The following is a 20,671-nucleotide window of genomic DNA, read 5'->3' as shown; positions in this document are numbered from 1 at the left end:
AGCCCAATCATGGAAAAACGCGACGAACTCTACCGCGGCAAGGCCAAATCGGTTTACAAGACCGACGACGCCGACCGCTTGATCCTGCTGTTCCGTAACGACACGTCGGCGTTCGACGGCAAGCGCATCGAACAGCTCGACCGCAAAGGCATGGTGAACAACAAGTTCAACGCCTTCATCATGCAAAAACTCGAAGAAGCCGGCGTGCCGACCCAGTTCGACAAGCTGCTGGGCGACAACGAGTGCCTGGTGAAGAAGCTGGACATGATCCCGGTCGAGTGCGTGGTGCGCAACTACGCCGCCGGCAGCCTGGTCAAGCGCCTGGGCGTGGAGGAGGGCATCAAGCTGGAGCCGTCCACCTTCGAACTGTTCCTGAAGAACGACGAGAAGGGCGACCCCTTCATCAACGAATCCCACGTTGTCGCGTTCGGCTGGGGCACCGCCGAGCAACTGGCGGAAATGAAAAAGCTGTCGCTGAAGGTCAACGAAGTGCTGAGCAAGCTGTTCGATGACGCCGGCCTGCTGCTGGTCGACTTCAAGCTGGAGTTCGGTGTATTCCACGGCCAGATCGTGCTGGGCGACGAGTTCAGCCCGGACGGCTGCCGCCTGTGGGACAAAGAGACCCGCAAGAAGATGGACAAGGACCGCTTCCGCCAGGGCCTGGGCGACGTGATCGAAGCCTACGAAGAAGTTGCCAAGCGCCTGGGCGTGCCGCTGTAAGCGCTACGTTCACGCAAGCGCCTGATACCACGCGATTTTTTTGAAAAAAAGATTTGCCTTTCAAAAGAACGCTGGTATGATGCGCGGCATTGGAGAGATGCCGGAGTGGTCGAACGGGACGGATTCGAAATCCGTTGTACTGGCAACAGTACCTAGGGTTCAAATCCCTATCTCTCCGCCATACAAGATGAAGCCCCTGGAAGCGAAAGTTTCCAGGGGCTTTTTCGTTGTTGGACCGGCAACCGATTTGGCGTTCTGCTTGCCTGTTGGGCGGCTCCTATTAAGAAGCTGGGAGCTTCTGAAGTGGCCTCACTGTCAGCTCAACCCCCAAAGCCAGCATCAGCTTCTGAATAGTTGAGAAGCGTGTCTTATCGCCACCCCTCAAAGTCTTGTAAAGCGATTCACGGTTGACGCCCGCCTCTTGTGCAAATTGGTTCACGCCCTTGGCTTTCGCCACTTCGCCCAACGCATGCATCAGGGTTTGAGCGTCGTTAGCTTTCATTGCTTCTGCCAGGAAAGCTGCGATGGTTTCGGGGCTGTCTAGAAACCGGGAAGCCTCGAACCGCTTGGTATTGCTCAAGTCCAGCTCAAGGATGGACATGTCCTCGGGGGTGAATTTGTCGCTCATCGTTGTTTACCTCTTACAGCATCAAGGATTTCCTTGGCTCGCTTGATGGCTCTGTGTTGTCCTTGTCGATAAGTGACCAAGTGCTGCGCGATGAGGCTAAGCGGGCGGGTTGAGCACAGGCAATAGTCAGAGCAGGTTTGGCGTAGATTTGGGAAATGGACTACATGGCATCGAATGCGATAGATGGACCCCCTGGATGTTCACCTCTCCAGGGGCTTTTTCGTTGTGGCTTATTTTTTCATCATCCCCAATTCGGCATCGTCCAGCAGCGCCTTGGCCATCGCACTGAGGTAATGCGAAGCCCAGATCAGTTTCTGGTCGCCGTCCATCAGGCCGGTGATAATCAGGTCGCGGACGTAGCCCATCAGTTCGGAGGCCTGTTCGCGGGCGTCCTGGCAGGGTATGCCGGGTGCGATGCGGAACAGCGGGTGGGTGTTGTTTTCGCCTTGGTAGAAGCAGGTCTTGCCGGCTGTGGTGGGTTGCTTTGTGTCGTCGGTGGGCATTGTTTTACTCCCTGGAATCTTGGGTCTCTGGGCCGGTCTCTTCGCGGGCGCGCCCGCTCCCACAGGTACGGCGCAGTCTCGAGTGCAATGATTACCCCGGTGGGAGCGGGCGTGCCCGCGAAGAGGCCAGGCCTGCTAGTGCAAAGTTCGTGGATCAGCCGGTAAATGGGCCTGCATCTGCAATTGCATCAATGCCGTTTCGACCAGGCCCTGTACCGCCTCCATTTCATGGATAACGGCCTGCATCACGATCGAACTTGGCGCAGCGGGTTTGAGTTGCACGGACTGGCGAGCGACGAACAGCGCGCAGAGTACGTACTCTGAGGATTGGACCAGGGTGTCTTGCAGCGCCTGGGTAGAGTCGAGGGAGTGGGGTGGATCGGGGACCATCTTGCGCATACACATCTCCAGGATCATTGGAGCCGCCGCGAACTTGCTGTCAAACAAGAGGGTGGCAGCTGTACATGGGTTGACAGACCGAGGATCCCGGAGTAACTCGGCGCACACGAGGTGCCCCACGTACAGCCGCCATAAACAGTGCACGTGTGCGGGAAATTGTCGGCCTGTCAAAGCCGGTCGTTGAATTCGCAACGACAAGCCGAGACTAGAGCGCGACTTAATCCGTCGCAACAGTTTGAGCGGTTTGGCAGTATGTTTGGGAAATTGCCTACATGGAAGGGGATTATTCTGAGTTTCGGTTGTAGACCGGGGGCCGCTTTGCGGCCCATCGCGACACAAGGCCGCTCCTACAACAGCAACAAGCCAGCGCACATTGCGACTTGGATCCAAGGCTCGGGTTCTGTATCATCCCCGCGCCATCAGAATGATGGCCGAAGATGATTTCATATAAAGGATTTAGTATGAAAAAGCTGTTCAAGGCTACCGTAGCCGTTGCTGTCGTTTCGGGTGTTGCCCTGCTGTCGGGTTGCACTGGCCAAGTTTACAACCAGCCGAAAAACTGCAGCTACGACTACCTGTTCCACCCTTCGGTTTCCATCTCCAAGATCATCGGTGGCTGCGGCCCGATCGATAAACTGCCTCAGCAGCAGTAATCTTGGCGGTACCCTGATCGCGACGCTTGCGGCGTGATCCAAGGCCCCCGGTCATGTACATGGCCGGGGGTTTTTGTTTGCCGGCGCGGCAATCCGTCACTGGGGCAACCCGCCGCCTTGACGCGCCGGGCGGCAATTTGTTTGTGCTGGCAATTCGGTTACAATCCAGAAAAACGATTCAGCGCTGTCGGTCAATTCGACAAAAGGCCGGGTCGTTTTCTGGTTCTCTGGCTGCTGAACAATGATCACAACAAGCCTGCGCTGAAGAACACGCGTCACCTGGGCCAGCCACAGGCCCGCCCTCCGTTCTCCTGACTGGAATTGATCAATGTTCAAGAAAGCTGGCAAGACCTTGCTGGGCCTGGCTGTCGCTGCAAGCTGCATGCAAGCGTACGCCGCAGAAACCAAGAAAGTAGACGTGCTGCTGGTCGGCGGCGGCATCATGAGCTCCACCCTGGCCGTGTGGCTGCACGAGCTGGAGCCAAGCTGGTCGATGGAAATGGTCGAGCGCCTGGACGGCGTGGCCGAAGAAAGCTCCAACGGCTGGAACAACGCCGGTACCGGCCACTCCGCACTGGCCGAGCTGAACTACACCCCGGAAGACAAAGACGGCAACGTCAACATCAGCAAGGCCATCGAAATCAACGAAGCCTTCCAGATCTCCCGCCAGTTCTGGGCCTGGCAGGTGCGCCAGGGCGTGCTGAAGAACCCGCACTCGTTCATCAACACCACGCCGCACATGAGCTTCGTGTGGGGCGATGACAACATCAAGTTCCTCAAGAAGCGTTACGACGCGCTGCAGGCCAGCCCGCTGTTCCGCCCGATGCAGTACTCCGAGGACCACGCGCAGATTGCCAAGTGGGTCCCGCTGATGATGGAAGGCCGCGACCCGAACCAGAAGCTGGCCGTGACCTGGACACCGATCGGTACCGACGTCAACTTCGGCGAGATCACCCGCCAGTTCGTCGGCCACCTGAAAACCCAGGAAAACTTCGACCTGAAGCTGTCCAGCGAAGTGCAGGACATCACCCGCAACAAGGACGGCTCCTGGCACGTCGAGTACAAGAACCTGAAGGACGGTAGCGAGTCGGCCACCGACGCCAAGTTCCTGTTCATCGGTGCCGGCGGCGGCGCACTGAAGCTGCTGCAGAAGTCGGGCATTCCTGAAGCCAAGGAATACGCAGGCTTCCCGGTGGGTGGCTCGTTCCTGGTGACCGAGAACCCGACCATCGCCATGCAGCACATGGCCAAGGCCTACGGCATCGCCTCGACCGGCGCGCCACCCATGTCGGTACCGCACCTGGACACCCGTGTGCTGGACGGCAAGCGGGTGATCCTGTTTGGCCCATTCGCTACCTTCTCGACCAAGTTCCTGAAGAACGGCTCGTACCTGGACCTGCTGAGCAGCACCACCACCCACAACGTGTGGCCAATGACCAAGGTCGGTATCGACCAGTACCCGCTGGTCGAGTACCTTGCTGGCCAGCTGATGCTGTCTGACGATGACCGCTTCGAAGCCCTGCGTACCTACTTCCCGAACGCCAAGAAGGAAGACTGGAAACTGTGGCAGGCCGGCCAGCGCGTGCAGATCATCAAGCGTGATGCCGAGAAGGGCGGTGTGCTGAAGCTGGGCACCGAAGTGGTTGCCTCCGAAGACCGCACCATCGCCGGCCTGCTGGGCGCATCGCCAGGTGCTTCGACCGCTGCGCCGATCATGCTGAACGTGCTGGAAACCGTGTTCAAGGAGAAGGTCGCTACCCCAGAGTGGCAGGCCAAGATCAAGCAGATCGTGCCAAGCTACGGCACCAAGCTGAACGACTCGGCAGCGGCCACCCAGAAAGAGTGGAACTACACCGCTGAAGTGCTGCAGCTGGAGAAACCACCGGTGATCGACGCCAGCGTCGGTACCACGGTTGCACCGAGCCAGCCGGCGGAAAGCAAGCCTGAGAACGACATGGCGCTGTAAGCGGCCATCGTTGTGCAAGAAGCCACGGGGGAAACCTCGTGGCTTTTTTTGTTGCCTGTTCGAGCCCTTTCGCGGGTAAGCCCGCTCCCACAGGGATAGCGCCAAGCCTGTGGCCGACGCGGCCCGTGTGGGAGCGGGTTTACCCGCGAAGAGGCCGGCACAGGAAAATCAATGCTGCCGCAGAATGCAGTCCAGCAACCCGGGAAACCGCTCCCCCAGCATCTCGCTACGCAGCGAATTCATATGGGTGGTGCCGACATTGCGGGTATGCACCAGCCCCGCGTCACGCAACACGCGAAAGTGGTGGGACATGCTCGACTTCGGCCGGCCGCCGTCCAGCTCGCCGCAGCTGGCTTCGGCCACGCCCGCCAGGTGGCGCACGATGCCAAGGCGCACCGGGTCGCTCAGGGCATAGAGCAGGCGTTCGAGGGTCAGGTCTTCGGAATTGGGATGTTGATAGGCTCGCATGAGCGTCATGATAACGGGGCTATCATTAATTGCCATAGTTCGATTATGATCGAACAATCGTAATCACATAGCCCGGGAGCTTGCCCATGTCCGCTCTGTTCGAACCCTACACCCTCAAGGACGTCACCCTGCGCAACCGCATCGCCATTCCGCCCATGTGCCAGTACATGGCCGAAGACGGCATGATCAACGATTGGCACCATGTGCACCTGGCCGGCCTGGCCCGCGGCGGTGCCGGCCTGCTGGTGGTCGAAGCCACTGCAGTGGCGCCGGAAGGGCGCATCACCCCCGGTTGCGCCGGGATCTGGAGCGATGCCCACGCCCAGGCCTTCGTGCCGGTGGTGCAGGCAATCAAGGCCGCGGGTGCCGTGCCGGGTATCCAGATTGCCCACGCCGGGCGCAAGGCCAGCGCCAACCGCCCGTGGGAAGGTGACGACCACATTGCCGCCGACGACGCGCGCGGCTGGGAAACCATCGCCCCGTCTGCCATTGCCTTTGGCGCGCACCTGCCGAAAGTGCCGCGGGAGATGACCCTGGCCGACATCGCCCGGGTCAAGCAGGACTTCGTCGATGCCGCGCGGCGTGCGCGTGATGCCGGTTTCGAGTGGATCGAGCTGCACTTCGCCCATGGTTACCTGGGCCAGAGCTTCTTCTCCGAACATTCCAACAAGCGCACCGACGCCTACGGTGGCAGCTTCGACAACCGCAGCCGCTTCCTTCTGGAAACCCTGGCGGCAGTGCGCGAAGTGTGGCCGGAGAACCTGCCGCTGACCGCGCGCTTCGGGGTGCTGGAGTACGATGGCCGCGATGAGCAGACCCTGGAAGAATCGATCGAGCTGGCGCGCCGTTTCAAGGCTGGTGGCCTTGATTTGCTGAGCGTGAGCGTCGGCTTTACCATCCCCGAGACCAATATCCCGTGGGGCCCGGCGTTCATGGGGCCGATTGCCGAGCGCGTGCGCCGTGAGGCGAAGCTGCCGGTAACGTCGGCGTGGGGCTTCGGTACACCGCAACTGGCGGAAGCGGCGCTGCAGGCCAACCAGCTGGACCTGGTGTCGGTAGGCCGGGCGCATCTGGCGGACCCGCACTGGGCCTATTTTGCAGCGAAGGAACTGGGGGTGGAGAAAGCCGCCTGGACCTTGCCGGCACCTTATGCACACTGGCTCGAGCGTTATCGCTGAGGCATGAAGGGGCTGCTTTGCAGCCCATTCGCGGGTAAACCCGCTCCCACAGGGTCTCCACTGCCCTCAAGGCCTGTGCGATCCCTGTGGGAGCGGGTTCACCCGCGAAGAGGCCAGCACAGGCTAAAACCGATCCAACCGGTAAGCCACCATCTCCGGCCCACCGGCCATCTCAGCCAACCTTCCCACCCATTCCGCCGTCAGCGCCGCCTGGGTCAGCCCCAGGTCGCGGGTAAACCCGCTCCCACAGGTTCTCCACTGCCCTCAAGGCCTGTGCGATCCCTGTGGGAGCGGGTTCACCCGCGAAGAGGCCAGCGCAGGCTAAAACCGATCCAACCGGTAAGCCATCATCTCCGGTCCACCGGCCATCTCAGCCAACCTTCCCACCCATTCCGCTGTCAGCGCCGCCTGGGTCAGCCCCAGGTGCTGATGCCCGAACGCCAGCAGCACCCGCCCATCGCACACCCGGTCGATCACCGGCAACGAATCCGGCAGCGAAGGCCGAAAGCCCATCCACGGGGTTGCCCCTTCGGCACTCAACTCGCGTTGGAACAAGCCCTTGCTCAGGCGGTGCAACTGCCAGGCCCGCTGCATGCTTGGCGGTGCCTCCAGCCCGGCGAACTCGACCGTGCCCGCCAGGCGCAAGCCCTCGGCCATGGGGGTCATGATGAACTTGCGCTCCAGGGAGGTGACCGCAAATGGCAAACGCTGCTGCTCGCCAGGCAGCATCAAGTGATAGCCGCGCTCGGTATCCAGCGGCACACGCTTGCCGGTCAGCGCGGCGGTCAGCCGGGCAGAATGCGCACCGCAGCTGATCAACACCTGGCGCGCACGGAGTGTCCCCTGGCCGCTGGCCAGGCTGACCCCGCCGCTGTGCAACTGGCCGCCCTCGACTTGCGCCTGGACAAAACGCACGCCGCTGGCCTTGGCCGCTTCGAACAGCTCGCACACCACCCGGTAAGGGTCGATGAAGTGCCCGGTACGCGGAAAGAACAACCCACCCAGCAGCGACGAGCTGAGCTGTGGCGCCGCTGCGCGCACGCTTTGCGCCGACCACAAGTCGACTGGCACCGCCTGCTGTTGCATGCGGGCGCGCAAGGCCTCCAGTGCCGCGCGCGATTCGGGCCGCTCGAACACCAGCAACGAGCCATCTTCGCGGAACAGTGCGCTGCGCCCGATCGAGCCCAGCAGCCGCTGCCAGGCGCCCAGGCTGCCTTCGTTCAACTGGCGGATACCGGCCACGCTGCGCTGGAACGGCGCCGGGCGCAGGTTGAGCAGCAGCCGGGTGAACCAGGGCATGGCCCTGGGCAGGTACTTCCAGTCCAGGCGCAGCGGGCCCATCGGGTCCAGCAGCATGCGTGGCAGGCGCTTGAGGATCGACAGGTCGGCAATCGGGAACACCTGCTCGGTAGCCAGGTGCCCGGCATTGCCGTAGGACGCGCCGTGGCCGGGTGCCTGGCGGTCGATCAGCATGACCCGGCGCCCCTGGCGGGCCAGTTGCAGGGCGCAGGCGACACCGACAATGCCGGCGCCGACCACGGCGATATCGCTTTCACGGTTATCGAGCATGCTCAGCTTTCCCGTTTACCGTCGAGCAGGCGCCGCAAGTGCAGCGGGTTACCCTGCTGCAGCGCCTGCGGCAACAGGGCATCGGGGAAGTCCTGGTAGCACACCGGGCGCAGGAAGCGCCGGATCGCCGCCGTGCCCACCGAGGTGCTGCGGGCATCGGAGGTGGCCGGGAACGGCCCGCCGTGGACCATCGCGTCGCACACCTCGACGCCGGTCGGCCAGCCATTGACCAGCAGGCGCCCGGCCTTGCGCTCGAGGGTTGGCAACAGTTTGCGGGCACTGTTGATGTCGCCATCGTCCAGGTGCAGGGTGGCGGTCAGCTGGCCTTCCAGATGCTCGGCTACCTGGCGGACCTGCTCGTCGCTGGCGCAGGCCACCACCAACGATGCGGCGCCGAACACTTCGGCCTGCAACGCCGGGTCGGCGAGGAACGTTTCGGCCTGGGTGACGAACAGCTGCGCCTGGCACTGGTTGGGGCCTTGCCCGGCCTGGCCAGTGGCGGCGACGCGGGCATTGGCATTGGCGGCCAGGGCAGCGACGCCGGCCTGGTAGGCAGCGAAGATGCCAGGGGTGAGCATGGTTTGCGCAGCAGCCTGGGCAACCTGCTCGCCGGCGGCGGTGATGAAACGTTGCAACGCCGGCCCCTGGCGGGCAATCACGAGGCCTGGGTTGGTGCAGAACTGGCCGGCGCCCTGGGTCAGCGAGGCGACGAAGCCTTGCGCCAGCGCTTCGGCGCGTGCCTGCAGGGCGGCGTCGAACAGGAACACCGGGTTGATCGAGCTCATTTCGGCGTACACCGGGATCGGTTCCGGGCGCGCTTGCGCGGCCTGGCACAGCGCAATGCCACCGCTGCGCGAGCCGGTAAAGCCAACGGCCTTGATTCGCGGGTCGCTGACCAGGGCGATGCCCACTTCCCGACCAGAGCCGTACAATAGTGAAAACACCCCGGCTGGCAGGCCGCACTGCTGTACCGCGCGGGCCACCGCCTGGCCGACCAGCTCGCTGGTGCCCGGGTGCGCGCCATGGGCCTTGACCACCACTGGGCAGCCGGCGGCCAGGGCCGAGGCGGTATCGCCGCCGGCTACCGAGAAGGCCAGGGGGAAATTGCTGGCGCCGAACACCGCCACCGGCCCCAGCGCCACCTGGCGCTGGCGCAGGTCGGCACGGGGCAGGGGCTGGCGCTCGGGCAGGGCGTTGTCGACCCGTACGTCCAGCCATTCACCGGCCCGTACCACGCGGGCGAAGGTACGCAGCTGGGTACAGGTGCGGCCACGTTCGCCCTGGATCCGCGCCTGGGGCAGGCCGGTTTCGGCCACGGCGCGGTGGATCAGCGCATCGCCCAGCGCTTCGATCTGCGTGGCGATGCTTTCAAGGAATTGCGCCCGTTGTTCGAGCGAGGTTTCGCGGTAGGCATCGAACGCGGCCCAGGCCAGTTCGCAGGCCTGGGCCACGTGTTCGCCGCTGCCGCCGAGGTAGGCCGGCTCCAGCGCCTGGCCAGTGGCCGGGTCGATGGCACGGATGGCATCGCGGCTGCCGGTTACCGGCGTCCGGCCGATCAGCAGGTTGCCTGTGAGGGTCATGGAGCCTCCTTGGAAATCACATGCAGTTGCAAGGGTGTACTAGGTACCCTGTGGGAGCGGGCGAGCCCGCGAACACCGGCAGAGCCGGTGCCAGGCACCGAGTCGCCTGCTTCGCGGGCACGCCCGCTCCCACAGAGAAAACCGTGGCTGCTTAGGCCAGGTTCTGCTCGGCCGACCAGCTGGCATACCAGGTGCGGAACAGCGCGTACTGCTGTTCGGCATAGTTGCGCTGAGCGTCGGTCAGGGCGTCGGTCTCGTTGAAGTGCAGGCTGTATTCGCGGTCGCCGTTCAGCACCATCAGGTGCTTGTAATACAGCACCAGGTCGCAGCCTTCGTCGAACGACGACAGCACCGCCAGCGCCGCTTCCAGCTCGCGCGCCAGGCGCCGGGCCTTGGCATCGCCCTTGGCCGCTTGCTTGCTCAGGCGCACCAGGTGCAGCACTTCGCGTGGCAGGGCGTTGCCGATGCCGGTGATGGCGCCAGTGGCGTTGCAGTTGACGAAGCCATGCACCACCTGGGTATCGACGCCGACCATCAGGGTGACGTCGTCATCCTGGGAGGTGATGTGCTCGGCGGCGTAGCGCAGGTCGGCGCCACCGCCGAACTCCTTGAAGCCGATCAGGTTGGGGAACTCGCGGCGCAGTTCGAAGAACAGGTCGGCGCGGGTGGCGAAGCCGTAGTACGGGCTGTTGTAGATCACCGCCGGCAGCTGCGGCGCGGCAGCGAGGATCGCCGAGAAGTGGTGCTTCTGGGCAATCAGCGAGGCCCCGCGGCTGAGCACGCGCGGGATGACCATCAGGCCGGCGGCGCCCACCCTGGCCGCGTGGGCGGCGTGGGATACGGCTTCACGGGTGTTCATCGCACCGGTGCCGACGATGGTCGGGATGCCGGCGGCGACCAGGCGGGCCACGCCTTCCTGGCGCTCGGCTTCGGTCAGCAGCGGCCAGTCGCCCATCGAGCCGCAGTACACCACCGCGCTCATGCCGAGGTCGATCAGTTCGCGGCCCTTGCGCACCAAAGCATCGAAGTCTGGCTTGCGCTCGGCGGTGCAGGGGGTCATCAGGGCGGGCATGGTGCCGGTGAAGATATTGCTGGTCATGGTGTTACTCCTGGCGGTATTCAGTCTGGGAAAAAACGGGGCTCAGATGCCCCAGGCGAACGGGTCCTGTTCGTCGATCAGCAGGGTGCTGTCGGCGGTCATGTAGGCGCGGCCGGTGATGAACGGGCGAATGCGGTCGCCGTCGCGCTGGTAGCGGCCGTGGAACTGGCTGCCAGTAATGCTGGCCTGCACCCAGGTCTGGCCTTCAGCGAGCTTGCCGTCGGCGGCCAGGCAGGCCAGCTTGGCGCTGGTGCCGGTGCCGCACGGCGAGCGGTCGTAGGCCTTGCCGGGGCACATCACGAAGTTGCGGCTGTCGGCATTGGCGTCGTCGGCAAACAGCTCGACATGGTCGATCGGCGCCCCGTGCTCGCCGGTGATGCCCTGGGCTTCGAGGGCCTTGAGCATGGCCCAGGTGTAGTCGGTCAGTGCCTCGCGGTTGTCCAGCTCGATGCGCTGGCCGTGTTCGGAAACCAGGAAGAACCAATTGCCACCCCAGGCGATGTCGCCGTGCACCACGCCATGCCCGGGCACGTCCACCGCCACGTGTTGGCGATAGCGGTAGGAGGGCACGTTGCCGACGGTGACGGCGCCGTCGGCATGCAGGGTGGCAGTGACCTGGCCGACCGGGGTGTCGATCTTGTGTTCGCCCGGGTTAATCAGGCCCAGGTGCTGCAGCGAGGCGACCAGGCCGATGGTGCCGTGGCCGCACATGTTCAGGTAGCCGGCGTTGTTGAAGAAAATCACCCCGCAGGTGGCGTCGGCCGAGGTCGCTGGGCAGTACAGCGCGCCGACCAGCACCTCGTTGCCGCGCGGTTCCAGCAGGCAGGCGCGGCGCCATTGGTCGTGCAGCTCGCGCAGTTCGTCGCGTTGCTCGGCCATGCTGCGCCCGTGCAGGGTCGGGAAGCCTTTCATCACCAGGCGGGTTGGTTCGCCGCCGGTATGCGAGTCAATGACGTGGATGTGTTTCATGGGCTTGTCCATTGGCTAGGGATTCAGGAAGCGACAGCGGGACGGCTGCTGTAGGTTTCAACGCCAGCTTCGCTTTCATCCTCGCCCTCCAGGCGCACCTGGTGGGCCGGCACACCGCTGGCTGCGCCCCAGTAGTAGATGCCCAGGGCGCAGGCGGCCACGGCCACGGTGTCGAACGGGTGGCCGAGTACCCCCAGGCCGCCGAAGCTGCCCAGCCAGGACAGCAGGATGGTCACGGCGTAGAAGCCAATCAGCCACGCCGACGAGCGCACCTGCTGGGCCAGCGACAGGTGCTGGGTCGGCACGAAGCGGCCGCACAGCAGATACAGCACGAACATCACGATCTGCAGGGCCAGCAGCCACGACACGGTGTTCCAGCCGGACCAGTACACAATCAGTGCGGCGATGATGAACGACAGTGGGCCGAGCACGCCCATGCCCTTGACCCGGAACGGGCGCGGCATGTCGGGGGCATTGCGGCGCAGGGCGGCGACGGTGACCGGGGCCACGGCGTAGCTCAGTACCAGGGCCGCGGAAACCACGTTGATCAGCGCTTCCCAGGACGGGAACGGCAGGGTCCAGAACACCGACAGGGCAAAGGTCAGCCACAACGCCGGGCGCGGGATGCCCGACTCGGCATCGATACGGGTGAAGTACTTGAAGAAGGTGCCGGTCTGCGCCCAGCCATAGACCACGCGTGGGGTGGCGTTCATGTAGATGTTGCCGCAGCCGCTGGGCGAGATCACCGCGTCGGCCACCACCAGGTAGGCCAGCCAGCCGACACCCAGGGCCAGGGCGATGTCACGGTAGGGCAGGGCCAGTTCCTTGCTCACGCTGGCCCAGCCGTTGGCCAGCATTTCGGTTGGCACGCTGCCGAGGAAGGCCAGTTGCAGCAGGGCATAGATGGCGGTCGACAGCAGCACCGAGAGGATCAGCGCGATCGGGATGGTGCGCTGCGGGTTCTTCACCTCGCTGGCGACCGAAATGATGGGCGTCAGGCCCAGGTAGGCAAAGATGATGCCGCCGGCCGAGACCGCCATTTCCACCCCGGAAAGGCCGAACGGCGCAAAGCCCTGGACCTCGAAGTTTTCCGGCTTGAAGAAGGTGAACAGCACGCCGATCACCAACAGCGGCACGATGAACTTGAACACGCTGACCAGGTTGTTGGCCTTGGCGAAGGTTTTCACGCTGCGGTAGTTGAGGAAGAAGAACAGCCCCAGCAGGGCGAACTGCACCAACCAGCCGAGCACGGTCGGGTCGCTGGAGCCGGCCTTGGTCAGCCCGGGGAACCAGGCGGCGGCGTACTGGCGCGAGGCGACCACTTCGATGGCGATCAGGCTGGAGAAGGCGATCAGGGTGATGAAGCCCATCAAGTAGCCCAGCAGCGGGCCATGCGAGTACACCGGGTAGCGCACCACGCCACCGGCGCGCGGCAGGGCGGCGCCCAGTTCGCAATAGACGATGCCCAGCAAGAGCACGGCGAAGCCGCCGAGGAACCACGAGAGGATGCCGGCCGGGCCGGCGATGGCCGAAACGTGGCTGGCGGCGAACAGCCAGCCGGAGCCGAAGATGGCACCTAGGCCGATGAAGGTGAGGTCCAGCAATGACAACTGTTTCTTGAATTTGCCTGACATGGGGGCGCCTTTTTGTTGGTTATTGGATAGGCAGTTCTGATGTCACGTGATGCGGCTTGCGTGGGGCATAGAGTGGACCGATCAAGGCGATGGTTCTTGATGGTTTTCTGCAGGGTGGATGACGAAATCGGCACAGTTGGAAAAAGCAGTGGCTTGGGGAAAGGCGGCTGGATAGGCTGTAAGCCATACAGGGCAAGGGCTTGAGAACTGCAGTGGCGGTGCCGGCCCTTTCGCGGGTGAACCCGCTCCCACAGGGACCCCACCGCCCTCAAGATCTGTGAAGCCCCTTGTGGGAGCGGGTTTACCCGCGAAGAGGCCGGCACAGCAAACCGAGACAGAGCAGATGACCGACACCGCCCTGGCAACCCTGTACCAGGCCCTCGACCAGCACCGCCCCGCCAGTCTCGAGGCCCTGCTGGCCGGTGTGGCCCTGCTGTTGCCGATCCTCGATGCCATCCCCAACGCGGCGATCTTCATCAAGGACCCGGCTGCCCGCTACGTGCTGGCCAACGACACCCTGGTCCGGCGCTGCGGCCTCAAGCGCCTGCAACCGCTGCTGGGCAAGACCAGCGCCGAGGTCTTCCCGGCACAGCTGGGCCCCGGTTATACCGAGCAGGATCGACGTGTGCTCAAGGAAGGCCTGGTGCTGGAAGACCAGCTGGAACTGCACCTGTACGGCAGCCGCGAGCCCGGTTGGTGCCTGACCCACAAGCGCCCGCTGTACAACCTGGCAGGCGAGATCATCGGCCTGGTCGGCATTTCGGTCGACCTGCAGTCAGCCGCCGACACCCACCCGGCCTACCAGCGCCTGGCCGCGGTGGACGAGCATATCCGCCAGCATTTCCACCAACCGATCAGCATGCGCGAGCTGACCCGGATAGCGGGTATTTCCGTGGCCCAGCTGGAGCGCTACTGCAAGCGGGTATTCCACCTCACGCCACGGCAGATGATCCACAAGGCGCGCCTCGAACATGCCCATCGCCTGCTGCACTCGGACCTGCCCATCACCGAAGTGGCCATGCGCTGCGGCTATACCGACCACAGCGCCTTCAGCCGCCAGTTCAAGCAGCTGACCGGCTTTACGCCGCGGCAGTATCGGCAGGCGACCAGCAATCAGCCGCGCTGAAACAACGCCCGCGCCTCGGCAAAGCACTGCTCGGCAATCGCCGAACGTGGCTCGCTGCGGCGCAGCAGCAGGCCTACCGGGCTGTGGATGGCGGCGTCGGCCACCGGCAGGATGCGCAGGTGCTCGCTGAGGTCTTCCAGGCCGCAGTCCAGTGGCATGATCGCGCAGCACATGCCGGTGTTGATGGCCTGGATCAGCTGGAAACTGGAGTCGCTTTCCAGCACCGCATTCGGCTCCAGGCCGCGGCTGCGGAAACTCAGGTCCAGCGACTGGCGGTAGTGCATGCCCTTGCTCAACAGGCCCAGCGGAATGCCACCGAGCTCGTCCCAGCGCAGGGTGTCGCTGGCGAACTGGAAGTGCCGGGTATCGTGCAACAGGCCCATGGTGGTGGTGCCCAGTTCGATCACTTCGAAGAAGCTTGTATTGACCTGGTCCAGGTAGCAGATGCCCAGGTCGAGCTGGTTGCGGCTGAGCCCGTCGATAACCTGCTCCGAACTCAGCGAGCTGAGCTGGAAGTGTAGCTCGGGGTATTTCTCACGCAGCGGCAGCAGCAGGTGCATGGGGTTGAAGCTGGCCAGCGGCACCGTGCCCAGGCGCAGGCTGCCGACCACCTGGCCACGGCAGCTGGCGGCCTCGGCCTGCAGGCCGTCATGGGCGGCGAGCAGGGTACGGGCCCAGGCCAGGATGCGCTCGCCGGCTTCGGTGAAGCCTTCGAAACGCTGGCCACGCTTGACCAGCACCAGGTCCAGTTCGTCCTCCAGGTTGCGCAGGCGCATGGACAGCGTTGGCTGGGTAATATGGCACAGCGCTGCGGCCTGGCCGAAGTGGCGGGTCTGGTCGAGGGCGATGAGGAACTTGAGCTGCTTGATGTCCATGAAAGTGCCTGGTATCGGGTTGTGCAGACCTTAACCCACGTCTGCGATAGATGTCATTGATCAGCCGGTACGCCATATCGATTGGACGCCCCCGGGCCATGCCTCTAGCGTGGCTGCAATGCCACTGAAGGAGCTTCGCCGTGCGCGTCCAAGCCGACGCGGTCTTCGTACCGCTCAACATCGCCGTGCTGACTGTCAGCGACACCCGTACCTTTGACAACGACACCTCCGGCGAGCTGCTGGCCAGCCGTTCGGTGGAGGTCGGCCACCGTCTGGTGGCGCGGGCGCTGCTCAAGGACGACCTCTACAAGATCCGCGCCCAGGTGGCTACCTGGATTGCCGACGACCAGGTGCAGGTGGTGCTGGTCACCGGTGGTACCGGTTTTACCGGGCGCGACAGCACGCCGGAGGCGGTCGAGTGCCTGCTGGACAAGCGCATCGACGGGTTTGGCGAGTTGTTCCGGGCCTTGTCGATCCTGGATATCGGCACCTCGACCGTGCAGAGCCGCGCGTTCGCGGGGCTGGCCAACCGCACCCTGGTGTGTTGCCTGCCAGGCTCCACCGGGGCCTGCCGGACGGCCTGGGAAGGGATCCTGGCGGAACAGCTGGATGCGCGGCACCGGCCGTGCAACTTCGTCAAGCACCTGCTGCCGATCGAGGCCTGCGCCAGCCGGGGCTGATTCGCTCACGGCTGGCTGACGCGTGTAGGAGCGGCCTTGTGTCGCGAAAGGGCTGCGCAGCAGCCCCGGCAATCTTTGCATCAATGCGCAGGTACTGGGGCTGCTGCGCAGCCCTTCCGCGACACAAGGCCGCTCGGCCCTGCGATGGCAGTTTCAGCTCAACACATACCCCACCGGCAACAACGCCGGCGGCAGCTGTCGTTCGCCCAATCCGGCCAGTACATCGCGCTCCACGGTGCGCACCATGGCATCGGTCGGCAAGTCGTTTTCATCGCGCCCGAACGGGTCTTCCAGCTCGTTGCCAATTGCATCCAGCCCGAAAAAGGTATACCCCACGATGGTGGTGAACAGCGGCGCCAGCCAGCCCAGTGGTTCGGCCAGGGCAAACGGCAGCAACAGGCAGAAGATATAGATGGTGCGGTGCAGCAGCAGCGTGTAGGGGAACGGCAACGGCGTGCCCTTGATCCGCTCGCAGGTGGCCTGCACCTCGGTCAGGCCCACCAGGCGCTGTTCCAGCAGGCTGTAGCGCCAGTCACTGATGTGCTGTTGTTCCGCCAGCCGCGAGCAGTGCCCGCCCACTTCGCGCAGGATGGCGTCGCACACATTGTGGCTGCCGAGCGTTTCGGGCCGGGCCAGCCAGGGCCGGGCAGCCGCCAGTTCGTCCTCGTTGCGCAGGTGCGCATTCAGCGCATGGGCAAAGCCGCACAGGTTGCGCAGCAGCTCGGCGCGCAGGGCCGGGTCGGCGATGACCTGGCTCTCGCGCACGAACGAGCGGGTTTCGATGATCAGCTTGCCCCAGGCCTTGCGCCCTTCCCACCAACGGTCGTAGCAGGCGTTGTTGCGAAAACTCATGAAAATCGACAGCGACAGGCCGAGCAAGGTGAACGGCGTGGCGCTGACCGGGTAGAAAAACGCCGGGAAATGCCGCTCGACCAGCACGATCAGCGCGGCCAGCAAGGTGATCATCAGGCAGCGCAGGGCAATGCGCTTGACGATCGAGCCCTTGAGGGTGAACAGCACACGCAGCACATCAGGAGTGGGGTGGACGATCATGGCAATCCAGAGACCGCGGCCTAGCCGCCGGTCATGTTCATGAAGCGCAGGATCTGCACGTCGCCACCGACTTCGAAGTGATGGCGGTAGGGTTTGAGCTGCAGCGAATCGCGAATGGCCTGTTCTAGGCGTTCGGCGTTGCCCGGGTGGGCGCGCAGCACCTGCTTGAGGTCCACCGAATGTTCATTGCCCAGGCACAGCAGCAGGCGGCCTTCGACGGTGAGGCGCACGCGGTTGCAGGTGGCGCAGAAGTTGTGGCTGTGCGGCGAAATGAAACCGATGCGGGTGTTGCTGGCTTCAGCCAGGCGCCAGTAGCGCGCCGGGCCTTGCGACGATTCGGTCGATTCGACCAGGGTGAACTGCTCGGCCAGGCGTGCGCGCACCTCGTCGCTGGAGCAGAACGACTCGCCGCGTTCATGCTCGTCGATCACGCCCAGTGGCATCTCCTCGATGAAAGTGATGTCCAGCTCGCGGTCGATGGCAAAGCGCACCAGGTCGACCAGTTCGTGGTCGTTGCGGCCCTTGAGCACCACGCAGTTGAGCTTGGTGCGCTGGAAACCGGCGTGGCGCGCGGCGTCGATACCGGCGATCACCTGGTGCAGGTCACCGGTACGGGTCAGCTGCCTGAAGCGCTCGGCATTCAGGCTGTCGAGGCTGATGTTCAGGCGCGTCACGCCGGCGTCGAACAGCGGCTGGGCCAGGCGCCCGAGTTGCGAACCATTGCTGGTCAGGCACAACTCGCGCAAACCGGGCAGGGCGGCGATGCGCCCGCACAGGTCGACGATGCCCTGGCGCACCAGCGGTTCGCCACCGGTCAGGCGGATCTTGCGGGTGCCGAGGGCGACGAAGCGCTCGGCCACCGCGAACAGCTCTTCGAGGCTGAGGATTTGCTGGCGTGGCAGAAACTGCATGTCTTCGGCCATGCAGTACACACAGCGGAAGTCGCAGCGATCGGTGACCGACATCCGCAGGTAGTCGATTTTCCGGTTGAAGCCGTCGATCAGGGCCCGGCTGTTCTGTTCCACGTTCGCGCTCGAATGGGTTGGGACTGCACTCCAAGCTATAACCTGGGGGCAAGGCCGTCAAATTGCTTTGCCCGACCATTTGATCGACCGCTTCTATCATCACCCCCGGCGCGTGATCGAAAGCGCTTATCACGCCGTAAGATCTTTCGATTGGACGGCTCTACCCCGCGCTCCATAGGCTGAAAAAAAGCATCGAAGCGTGAGGATTCAGCGCATGAGCCAGGACCGACATATCCGCGACTACAAGGGCGCCGCCGCCGGCTGGGGGGCGCTCAAGAGCGTGACCAAAAGCTGGCTGGGCAGTGACAATGCCTTCAAGAACCTGCGCGCCATGCTCAAGACCAACCAGAACGGCGGCTTCGACTGCCCCGGTTGTGCCTGGGGCGAGTCGCCGGAAAACGACATGGTCAAGTTCTGCGAAAACGGCGCCAAGGCGGTCAACTGGGAGGCCACCGGCCGCTCGGTGGACCCGGCGTTCTTCGCCAGGTACAGCGTCAGCGCGCTGGCCGCGCAGAGCGACTACTGGCTGGAGTACCAAGGCCGGCTGACCCACCCGATGCGCTACGACGCGGCCACCGACCACTATGTCGAAACCAGCTGGGAAGAGGCGTTCGCCCTGGTCGCCCAGCACCTGCAGGCGCTCGACTCGCCCGACCAGGCCGAGTTCTATACCTCGGGGCGGGCCAGCAACGAGGCGGCGTTCCTCTACCAGCTGTTCGTGCGTGCCTACGGCACCAACAACTTCCCCGACTGCTCGAACATGTGCCACGAAGCCAGTGGCGTGGGCATGGCGGAAACCCTCGGCGTGGGCAAGGGCACGGTAGTATTCCACGACCTGGAACTGGCCGATGCGATCTTCGTCATCGGCCAGAACCCCGGCACCAACCACCCGCGCATGCTCGAACCGTTGCGTGAAGCGGTCAAGCGCGGGGCCCAGGTGGTCTGCTTCAACCCGCTGAAAGAGCGCGGCCTGGAGCGCTTCCAGCACCCGCAACACCCGTTCGAGATGCTCAGCAATGGCTCCGAACCGACCAATACCGCCTACTTCCGCCCGGCCCTGGGCGGCGACATGGCGGTGTTGCGCGGCATGGCCAAGTACTTGCTGCAATGGGAGCGCGAAGCCCAGGCCAACGGCGAACCGGCGGTGTTCGACCATGCCTTCATTGCCGAGCACACCAGTGGCATCGACGCCTACCTGGACACCCTGGACGCCACGCCATGGGCGCACATCGTCGAGCAGTCGGGGCTGACCCAGGCCGAGATCGAGCTGGCTGCGCGCATGTACCGCAAGGCCGAGCGGGTAATCATGTGCTGGGCCATGGGCGTTACCCAGCACCGCCACTCGGTGGCGACGGTACAGGAAATCGTCAACCTGCAACTGCTGCGCGGCAACGTTGGCAAGCCCGGTGCCGGGCTGTCGCCGGTGCGTGGCCACAGCAACGTGCAGGGCGACCGCACCATGGGCATCGACGAAAAACCCAGGCCGGCGCTGCTCGACGCCCTGGAAAAGCGCTTCCGGTTCCGCGTGCCGCGCGCCCATGGGCACAACGCGGTGCTGGCGATCAAGGCCATGGAAGAAGGGCGGGCCAAGGTGTTCATCGGCCTGGGCGGCAACTTTGCCCAGGCCACGCCGGACACGCCGCGCACCCATGCGGCGCTGCGCAACTGCGCGCTGACCGTGCAGATTTCCACCAAGCTCAACCGCTCGCACCTGGTCACTGGTCGCGATGCCCTGATCCTGCCGTGCCTGGGCCGTACCGAAATCGACCTGCAGGCCAGCGGGCCGCAAGGCGTGACCGTGGAGGACACGTTCAGCATGGTGCACCTTTCCCACGGCCAGCTGCGCCCGCGATCGCCCCACCTGCGTTCGGAGCCGTGGATCATCGCCGGCATGGCCCAGGCGACCCTGGGCAAGCGGCCGATCGACTGGGAATACGCGGTCGCCGATTACGGTCGCATCCGCAGCATGATCGCCGATGTGATCCCCGGCTTCAGCGATTTCAACCAGCGTCTGCAGCACCCGGGCGGCTTCCACCTGGGCAACCATGCCGCCGAGCGTAAATGGCGCACGGCCACCGGCAAGGCGCGCTTCAGCCCGCACTGTTTGCCGGAGCAACTGGTGAATGCCAAGGTGCTGGCACGCGGTGACAAGCCCGACCTGATCCTGCAGACACTGCGCTCGCACGACCAGTACAACACCACCCTGTATGGCCTGGACGACCGTTATCGCGGGGTGTTTGGCCTGCGTGAGGTGGTATTCGTCAACGAGGTCGACATCCGCCGGATGGGCTTCGAGCCGGGCGAGCATGTGGACCTGGTGTCGCTGTGGGAGGATGGTGTGGAGCGGCGGGTGTCGGGCTTCCGCCTGGTGGCCTACGACGTGCCGCAAGGGCAGGCGGCGGCCTATTACCCGGAAACCAACCCGCTGGTGCCGCTGGACAGCTATGGCGAGGGCACCTATACGCCAACCTCGAAGTTCGTCGCGATCAGGGTCGAGAAGGCCCAGGCCGGGAACCGGATTGCAGCGCTCAACACTACAAGCTGAA

The 20,671-nt window shown here is 64.3% G+C and carries 20 protein-coding genes and 1 tRNA gene; 8 read left to right on the top strand and 13 right to left on the bottom strand.

Going from position 1 to position 20,671, the window contains the following annotated elements:
* Positions 1 to 9 precede the first annotated feature (9 nt).
* Together purC and ACJA3S_RS18960 are read left to right on the top strand one after the other, a co-directional pair.
* Positions 10 to 720 carry a phosphoribosylaminoimidazolesuccinocarboxamide synthase gene (purC, locus tag ACJA3S_RS18965; RefSeq protein ID WP_004375217.1) on the top strand — a complete coding sequence of 237 codons (711 nt, stop codon included), beginning with the start codon at positions 10 to 12 and terminating at the stop codon, positions 718 to 720.
* 91 nt (positions 721 to 811) lie between these two features.
* Positions 812 to 901, top strand: a tRNA-Ser gene (locus tag ACJA3S_RS18960).
* A 99-nt stretch (positions 902 to 1,000) separates the two neighbouring features.
* On the opposite strand, the gene ACJA3S_RS18955 is transcribed toward ACJA3S_RS18960, so the two are convergent.
* The 3 genes from ACJA3S_RS18955 to ACJA3S_RS18945 all read right to left on the bottom strand — a co-directional run bounded on the left by ACJA3S_RS18955 (position 1,001) and on the right by ACJA3S_RS18945 (position 2,250).
* The gene (locus ACJA3S_RS18955) at positions 1,001 to 1,348 is read right to left on the bottom strand and encodes an addiction module antidote protein (RefSeq protein WP_406819596.1); all 348 of its coding nucleotides are present in this window, start codon (positions 1,346 to 1,348) and stop codon (positions 1,001 to 1,003) included.
* 230 nt (positions 1,349 to 1,578) lie between these two features.
* Positions 1,579 to 1,851, bottom strand: a complete 273-nt coding sequence (locus tag ACJA3S_RS18950; RefSeq protein ID WP_406819595.1) for a DUF3077 domain-containing protein — start codon at positions 1,849 to 1,851, stop codon at positions 1,579 to 1,581.
* Positions 1,852 to 1,986: 135 nt separating this feature from the next.
* Entirely contained in the window at positions 1,987 to 2,250 is a 264-nt protein-coding gene (locus ACJA3S_RS18945) for a hypothetical protein (RefSeq protein WP_406819594.1), read from the bottom strand.
* 461 nt (positions 2,251 to 2,711) lie between these two features.
* Between ACJA3S_RS18945 and ACJA3S_RS18940 the strand changes: the two genes are divergently transcribed.
* A complete protein-coding gene (locus tag ACJA3S_RS18940; protein ID WP_046616491.1) occupies positions 2,712 to 2,903 on the top strand; it encodes a YhfL family protein in 192 nt (63 codons plus the stop codon).
* Between the two features lie 96 nt (positions 2,904 to 2,999).
* Here ACJA3S_RS18940 and ACJA3S_RS18935 read toward each other — a convergent pair whose 3' ends face one another.
* Entirely contained in the window at positions 3,000 to 3,239 is a 240-nt protein-coding gene (locus tag ACJA3S_RS18935) for a hypothetical protein (RefSeq protein ID WP_406819593.1), read from the bottom strand.
* Between ACJA3S_RS18935 and mqo the strand changes: the two genes are divergently transcribed.
* Positions 3,232 to 4,869 carry a malate dehydrogenase (quinone) gene (gene mqo / locus ACJA3S_RS18930; protein WP_406819592.1) on the top strand — a complete coding sequence of 546 codons (1,638 nt, stop codon included), beginning with the start codon at positions 3,232 to 3,234 and terminating at the stop codon, positions 4,867 to 4,869. The genes ACJA3S_RS18935 and mqo overlap by 8 nt on opposite strands.
* Positions 4,870 to 5,037: 168 nt before the next feature.
* Here mqo and ACJA3S_RS18925 read toward each other — a convergent pair whose 3' ends face one another.
* Positions 5,038 to 5,373 carry an ArsR/SmtB family transcription factor gene (locus ACJA3S_RS18925; protein WP_406819591.1) on the bottom strand — a complete coding sequence of 112 codons (336 nt, stop codon included), beginning with the start codon at positions 5,371 to 5,373 and terminating at the stop codon, positions 5,038 to 5,040.
* 50 nt (positions 5,374 to 5,423) lie between these two features.
* Between ACJA3S_RS18925 and xenA the strand changes: the two genes are divergently transcribed.
* Positions 5,424 to 6,515 carry a xenobiotic reductase XenA gene (gene xenA, locus ACJA3S_RS18920; RefSeq protein WP_406819590.1) on the top strand — a complete coding sequence of 364 codons (1,092 nt, stop codon included), beginning with the start codon at positions 5,424 to 5,426 and terminating at the stop codon, positions 6,513 to 6,515.
* Between the two features lie 321 nt (positions 6,516 to 6,836).
* On the opposite strand, the gene ACJA3S_RS18915 is transcribed toward xenA, so the two are convergent.
* From ACJA3S_RS18915 to ACJA3S_RS18895, 5 genes are all read right to left on the bottom strand, one after another.
* Positions 6,837 to 8,084: an NAD(P)/FAD-dependent oxidoreductase gene (locus tag ACJA3S_RS18915; RefSeq protein ID WP_406819589.1), complete on the bottom strand. Its 1,248-nt coding sequence runs from the start codon at positions 8,082 to 8,084 to the stop codon at positions 6,837 to 6,839.
* A 2-nt stretch (positions 8,085 to 8,086) separates the two neighbouring features.
* On the bottom strand, positions 8,087 to 9,664 hold the full coding sequence (locus ACJA3S_RS18910; protein WP_406819588.1) for an aldehyde dehydrogenase (NADP(+)): 1,578 nt from the start codon (positions 9,662 to 9,664) through the stop codon (positions 8,087 to 8,089).
* Positions 9,665 to 9,815: 151 nt separating this feature from the next.
* A complete protein-coding gene (locus ACJA3S_RS18905; RefSeq protein ID WP_406819587.1) occupies positions 9,816 to 10,763 on the bottom strand; it encodes a dihydrodipicolinate synthase family protein in 948 nt (315 codons plus the stop codon).
* Positions 10,764 to 10,805: 42 nt separating this feature from the next.
* Positions 10,806 to 11,732 carry a 4-hydroxyproline epimerase gene (locus tag ACJA3S_RS18900; protein WP_406819586.1) on the bottom strand — a complete coding sequence of 309 codons (927 nt, stop codon included), beginning with the start codon at positions 11,730 to 11,732 and terminating at the stop codon, positions 10,806 to 10,808.
* 23 nt (positions 11,733 to 11,755) lie between these two features.
* The gene (locus ACJA3S_RS18895) at positions 11,756 to 13,366 is read right to left on the bottom strand and encodes an APC family permease (protein ID WP_406819585.1); all 1,611 of its coding nucleotides are present in this window, start codon (positions 13,364 to 13,366) and stop codon (positions 11,756 to 11,758) included.
* A 343-nt stretch (positions 13,367 to 13,709) separates the two neighbouring features.
* Here ACJA3S_RS18895 and ACJA3S_RS18890 point away from each other — a divergent pair, with 343 nt between their 5' ends.
* Positions 13,710 to 14,492 (top strand): helix-turn-helix domain-containing protein, encoded by a 783-nt coding sequence (locus ACJA3S_RS18890; protein ID WP_406819584.1) that lies wholly within the window; start codon positions 13,710 to 13,712, stop codon positions 14,490 to 14,492.
* Here ACJA3S_RS18890 and ACJA3S_RS18885 read toward each other — a convergent pair.
* A complete protein-coding gene (locus tag ACJA3S_RS18885) occupies positions 14,480 to 15,367 on the bottom strand; it encodes a LysR family transcriptional regulator (RefSeq protein WP_170031471.1) in 888 nt (295 codons plus the stop codon). The two genes, ACJA3S_RS18890 and ACJA3S_RS18885, sit on opposite strands and share 13 nt — an antisense overlap.
* A gap of 140 nt (positions 15,368 to 15,507) precedes the next feature.
* On the opposite strand from ACJA3S_RS18885, the gene moaB reads away from it, so the two are divergent.
* Positions 15,508 to 16,047 (top strand): molybdenum cofactor biosynthesis protein B, encoded by a 540-nt coding sequence (moaB, locus tag ACJA3S_RS18880; RefSeq protein ID WP_170031469.1) that lies wholly within the window; start codon positions 15,508 to 15,510, stop codon positions 16,045 to 16,047.
* 153 nt (positions 16,048 to 16,200) lie between these two features.
* On the opposite strand, the gene ACJA3S_RS18875 is transcribed toward moaB, so the two are convergent.
* Both ACJA3S_RS18875 and moaA read right to left on the bottom strand, forming a co-directional pair.
* Entirely contained in the window at positions 16,201 to 17,100 is a 900-nt protein-coding gene (locus ACJA3S_RS18875) for a bestrophin family protein (protein WP_170031466.1), read from the bottom strand.
* 20 nt (positions 17,101 to 17,120) lie between these two features.
* Complete coding sequence (gene moaA / locus ACJA3S_RS18870) at positions 17,121 to 18,125, bottom strand: GTP 3',8-cyclase MoaA (RefSeq protein WP_406819583.1); 1,005 nt, start codon at positions 18,123 to 18,125, stop codon at positions 17,121 to 17,123.
* A gap of 214 nt (positions 18,126 to 18,339) precedes the next feature.
* Between moaA and ACJA3S_RS18865 the strand changes: the two genes are divergently transcribed.
* Complete coding sequence (locus ACJA3S_RS18865) at positions 18,340 to 20,670, top strand: FdhF/YdeP family oxidoreductase (RefSeq protein ID WP_406819582.1); 2,331 nt, start codon at positions 18,340 to 18,342, stop codon at positions 20,668 to 20,670.
* Position 20,671 lies beyond the last annotated feature (1 nt).

It is taken from the genome of Pseudomonas sp. KnCO4 (assembly GCF_045344305.1).
Classification (GTDB): Bacteria; Pseudomonadota; Gammaproteobacteria; order Pseudomonadales; family Pseudomonadaceae; genus Aquipseudomonas; species Aquipseudomonas anuradhapurensis.
This window is presented reverse-complemented; position numbering and strand designations above follow the sequence as displayed.

Excerpts from the sequence above, each read along its gene's own strand:
- xenA (WP_406819590.1), top strand. The coding sequence starts at position 5,424 with ATGTCCGCTCTGTTCGAACCCTACACCCTCAAGGACGTCACCCTGCGC.
- ACJA3S_RS18955 (WP_406819596.1), bottom strand. The coding sequence starts at position 1,348 with ATGAGCGACAAATTCACCCCCGAGGACATGTCCATCCTTGAGCTGGAC.
- ACJA3S_RS18925 (WP_406819591.1), bottom strand. The coding sequence starts at position 5,373 with ATGGCAATTAATGATAGCCCCGTTATCATGACGCTCATGCGAGCCTAT.
- ACJA3S_RS18945 (WP_406819594.1), bottom strand. The coding sequence starts at position 2,250 with ATGCGCAAGATGGTCCCCGATCCACCCCACTCCCTCGACTCTACCCAG.
- ACJA3S_RS18910 (WP_406819588.1), bottom strand. The coding sequence starts at position 9,664 with ATGACCCTCACAGGCAACCTGCTGATCGGCCGGACGCCGGTAACCGGC.
- ACJA3S_RS18865 (WP_406819582.1), top strand. The coding sequence starts at position 18,340 with ATGAGCCAGGACCGACATATCCGCGACTACAAGGGCGCCGCCGCCGGC.
- mqo (WP_406819592.1), top strand. The coding sequence starts at position 3,232 with ATGTTCAAGAAAGCTGGCAAGACCTTGCTGGGCCTGGCTGTCGCTGCA.
- purC (WP_004375217.1), top strand. The coding sequence starts at position 10 with ATGGAAAAACGCGACGAACTCTACCGCGGCAAGGCCAAATCGGTTTAC.
- ACJA3S_RS18915 (WP_406819589.1), bottom strand. The coding sequence starts at position 8,084 with ATGCTCGATAACCGTGAAAGCGATATCGCCGTGGTCGGCGCCGGCATT.
- ACJA3S_RS18895 (WP_406819585.1), bottom strand. The coding sequence starts at position 13,366 with ATGTCAGGCAAATTCAAGAAACAGTTGTCATTGCTGGACCTCACCTTC.
- ACJA3S_RS18905 (WP_406819587.1), bottom strand. The coding sequence starts at position 10,763 with ATGACCAGCAATATCTTCACCGGCACCATGCCCGCCCTGATGACCCCC.
- ACJA3S_RS18940 (WP_046616491.1), top strand. The coding sequence starts at position 2,712 with ATGAAAAAGCTGTTCAAGGCTACCGTAGCCGTTGCTGTCGTTTCGGGT.
- ACJA3S_RS18875 (WP_170031466.1), bottom strand. The coding sequence starts at position 17,100 with ATGATCGTCCACCCCACTCCTGATGTGCTGCGTGTGCTGTTCACCCTC.
- ACJA3S_RS18885 (WP_170031471.1), bottom strand. The coding sequence starts at position 15,367 with ATGGACATCAAGCAGCTCAAGTTCCTCATCGCCCTCGACCAGACCCGC.
- ACJA3S_RS18890 (WP_406819584.1), top strand. The coding sequence starts at position 13,710 with ATGACCGACACCGCCCTGGCAACCCTGTACCAGGCCCTCGACCAGCAC.
- ACJA3S_RS18900 (WP_406819586.1), bottom strand. The coding sequence starts at position 11,732 with ATGAAACACATCCACGTCATTGACTCGCATACCGGCGGCGAACCAACC.
- ACJA3S_RS18950 (WP_406819595.1), bottom strand. The coding sequence starts at position 1,851 with ATGCCCACCGACGACACAAAGCAACCCACCACAGCCGGCAAGACCTGC.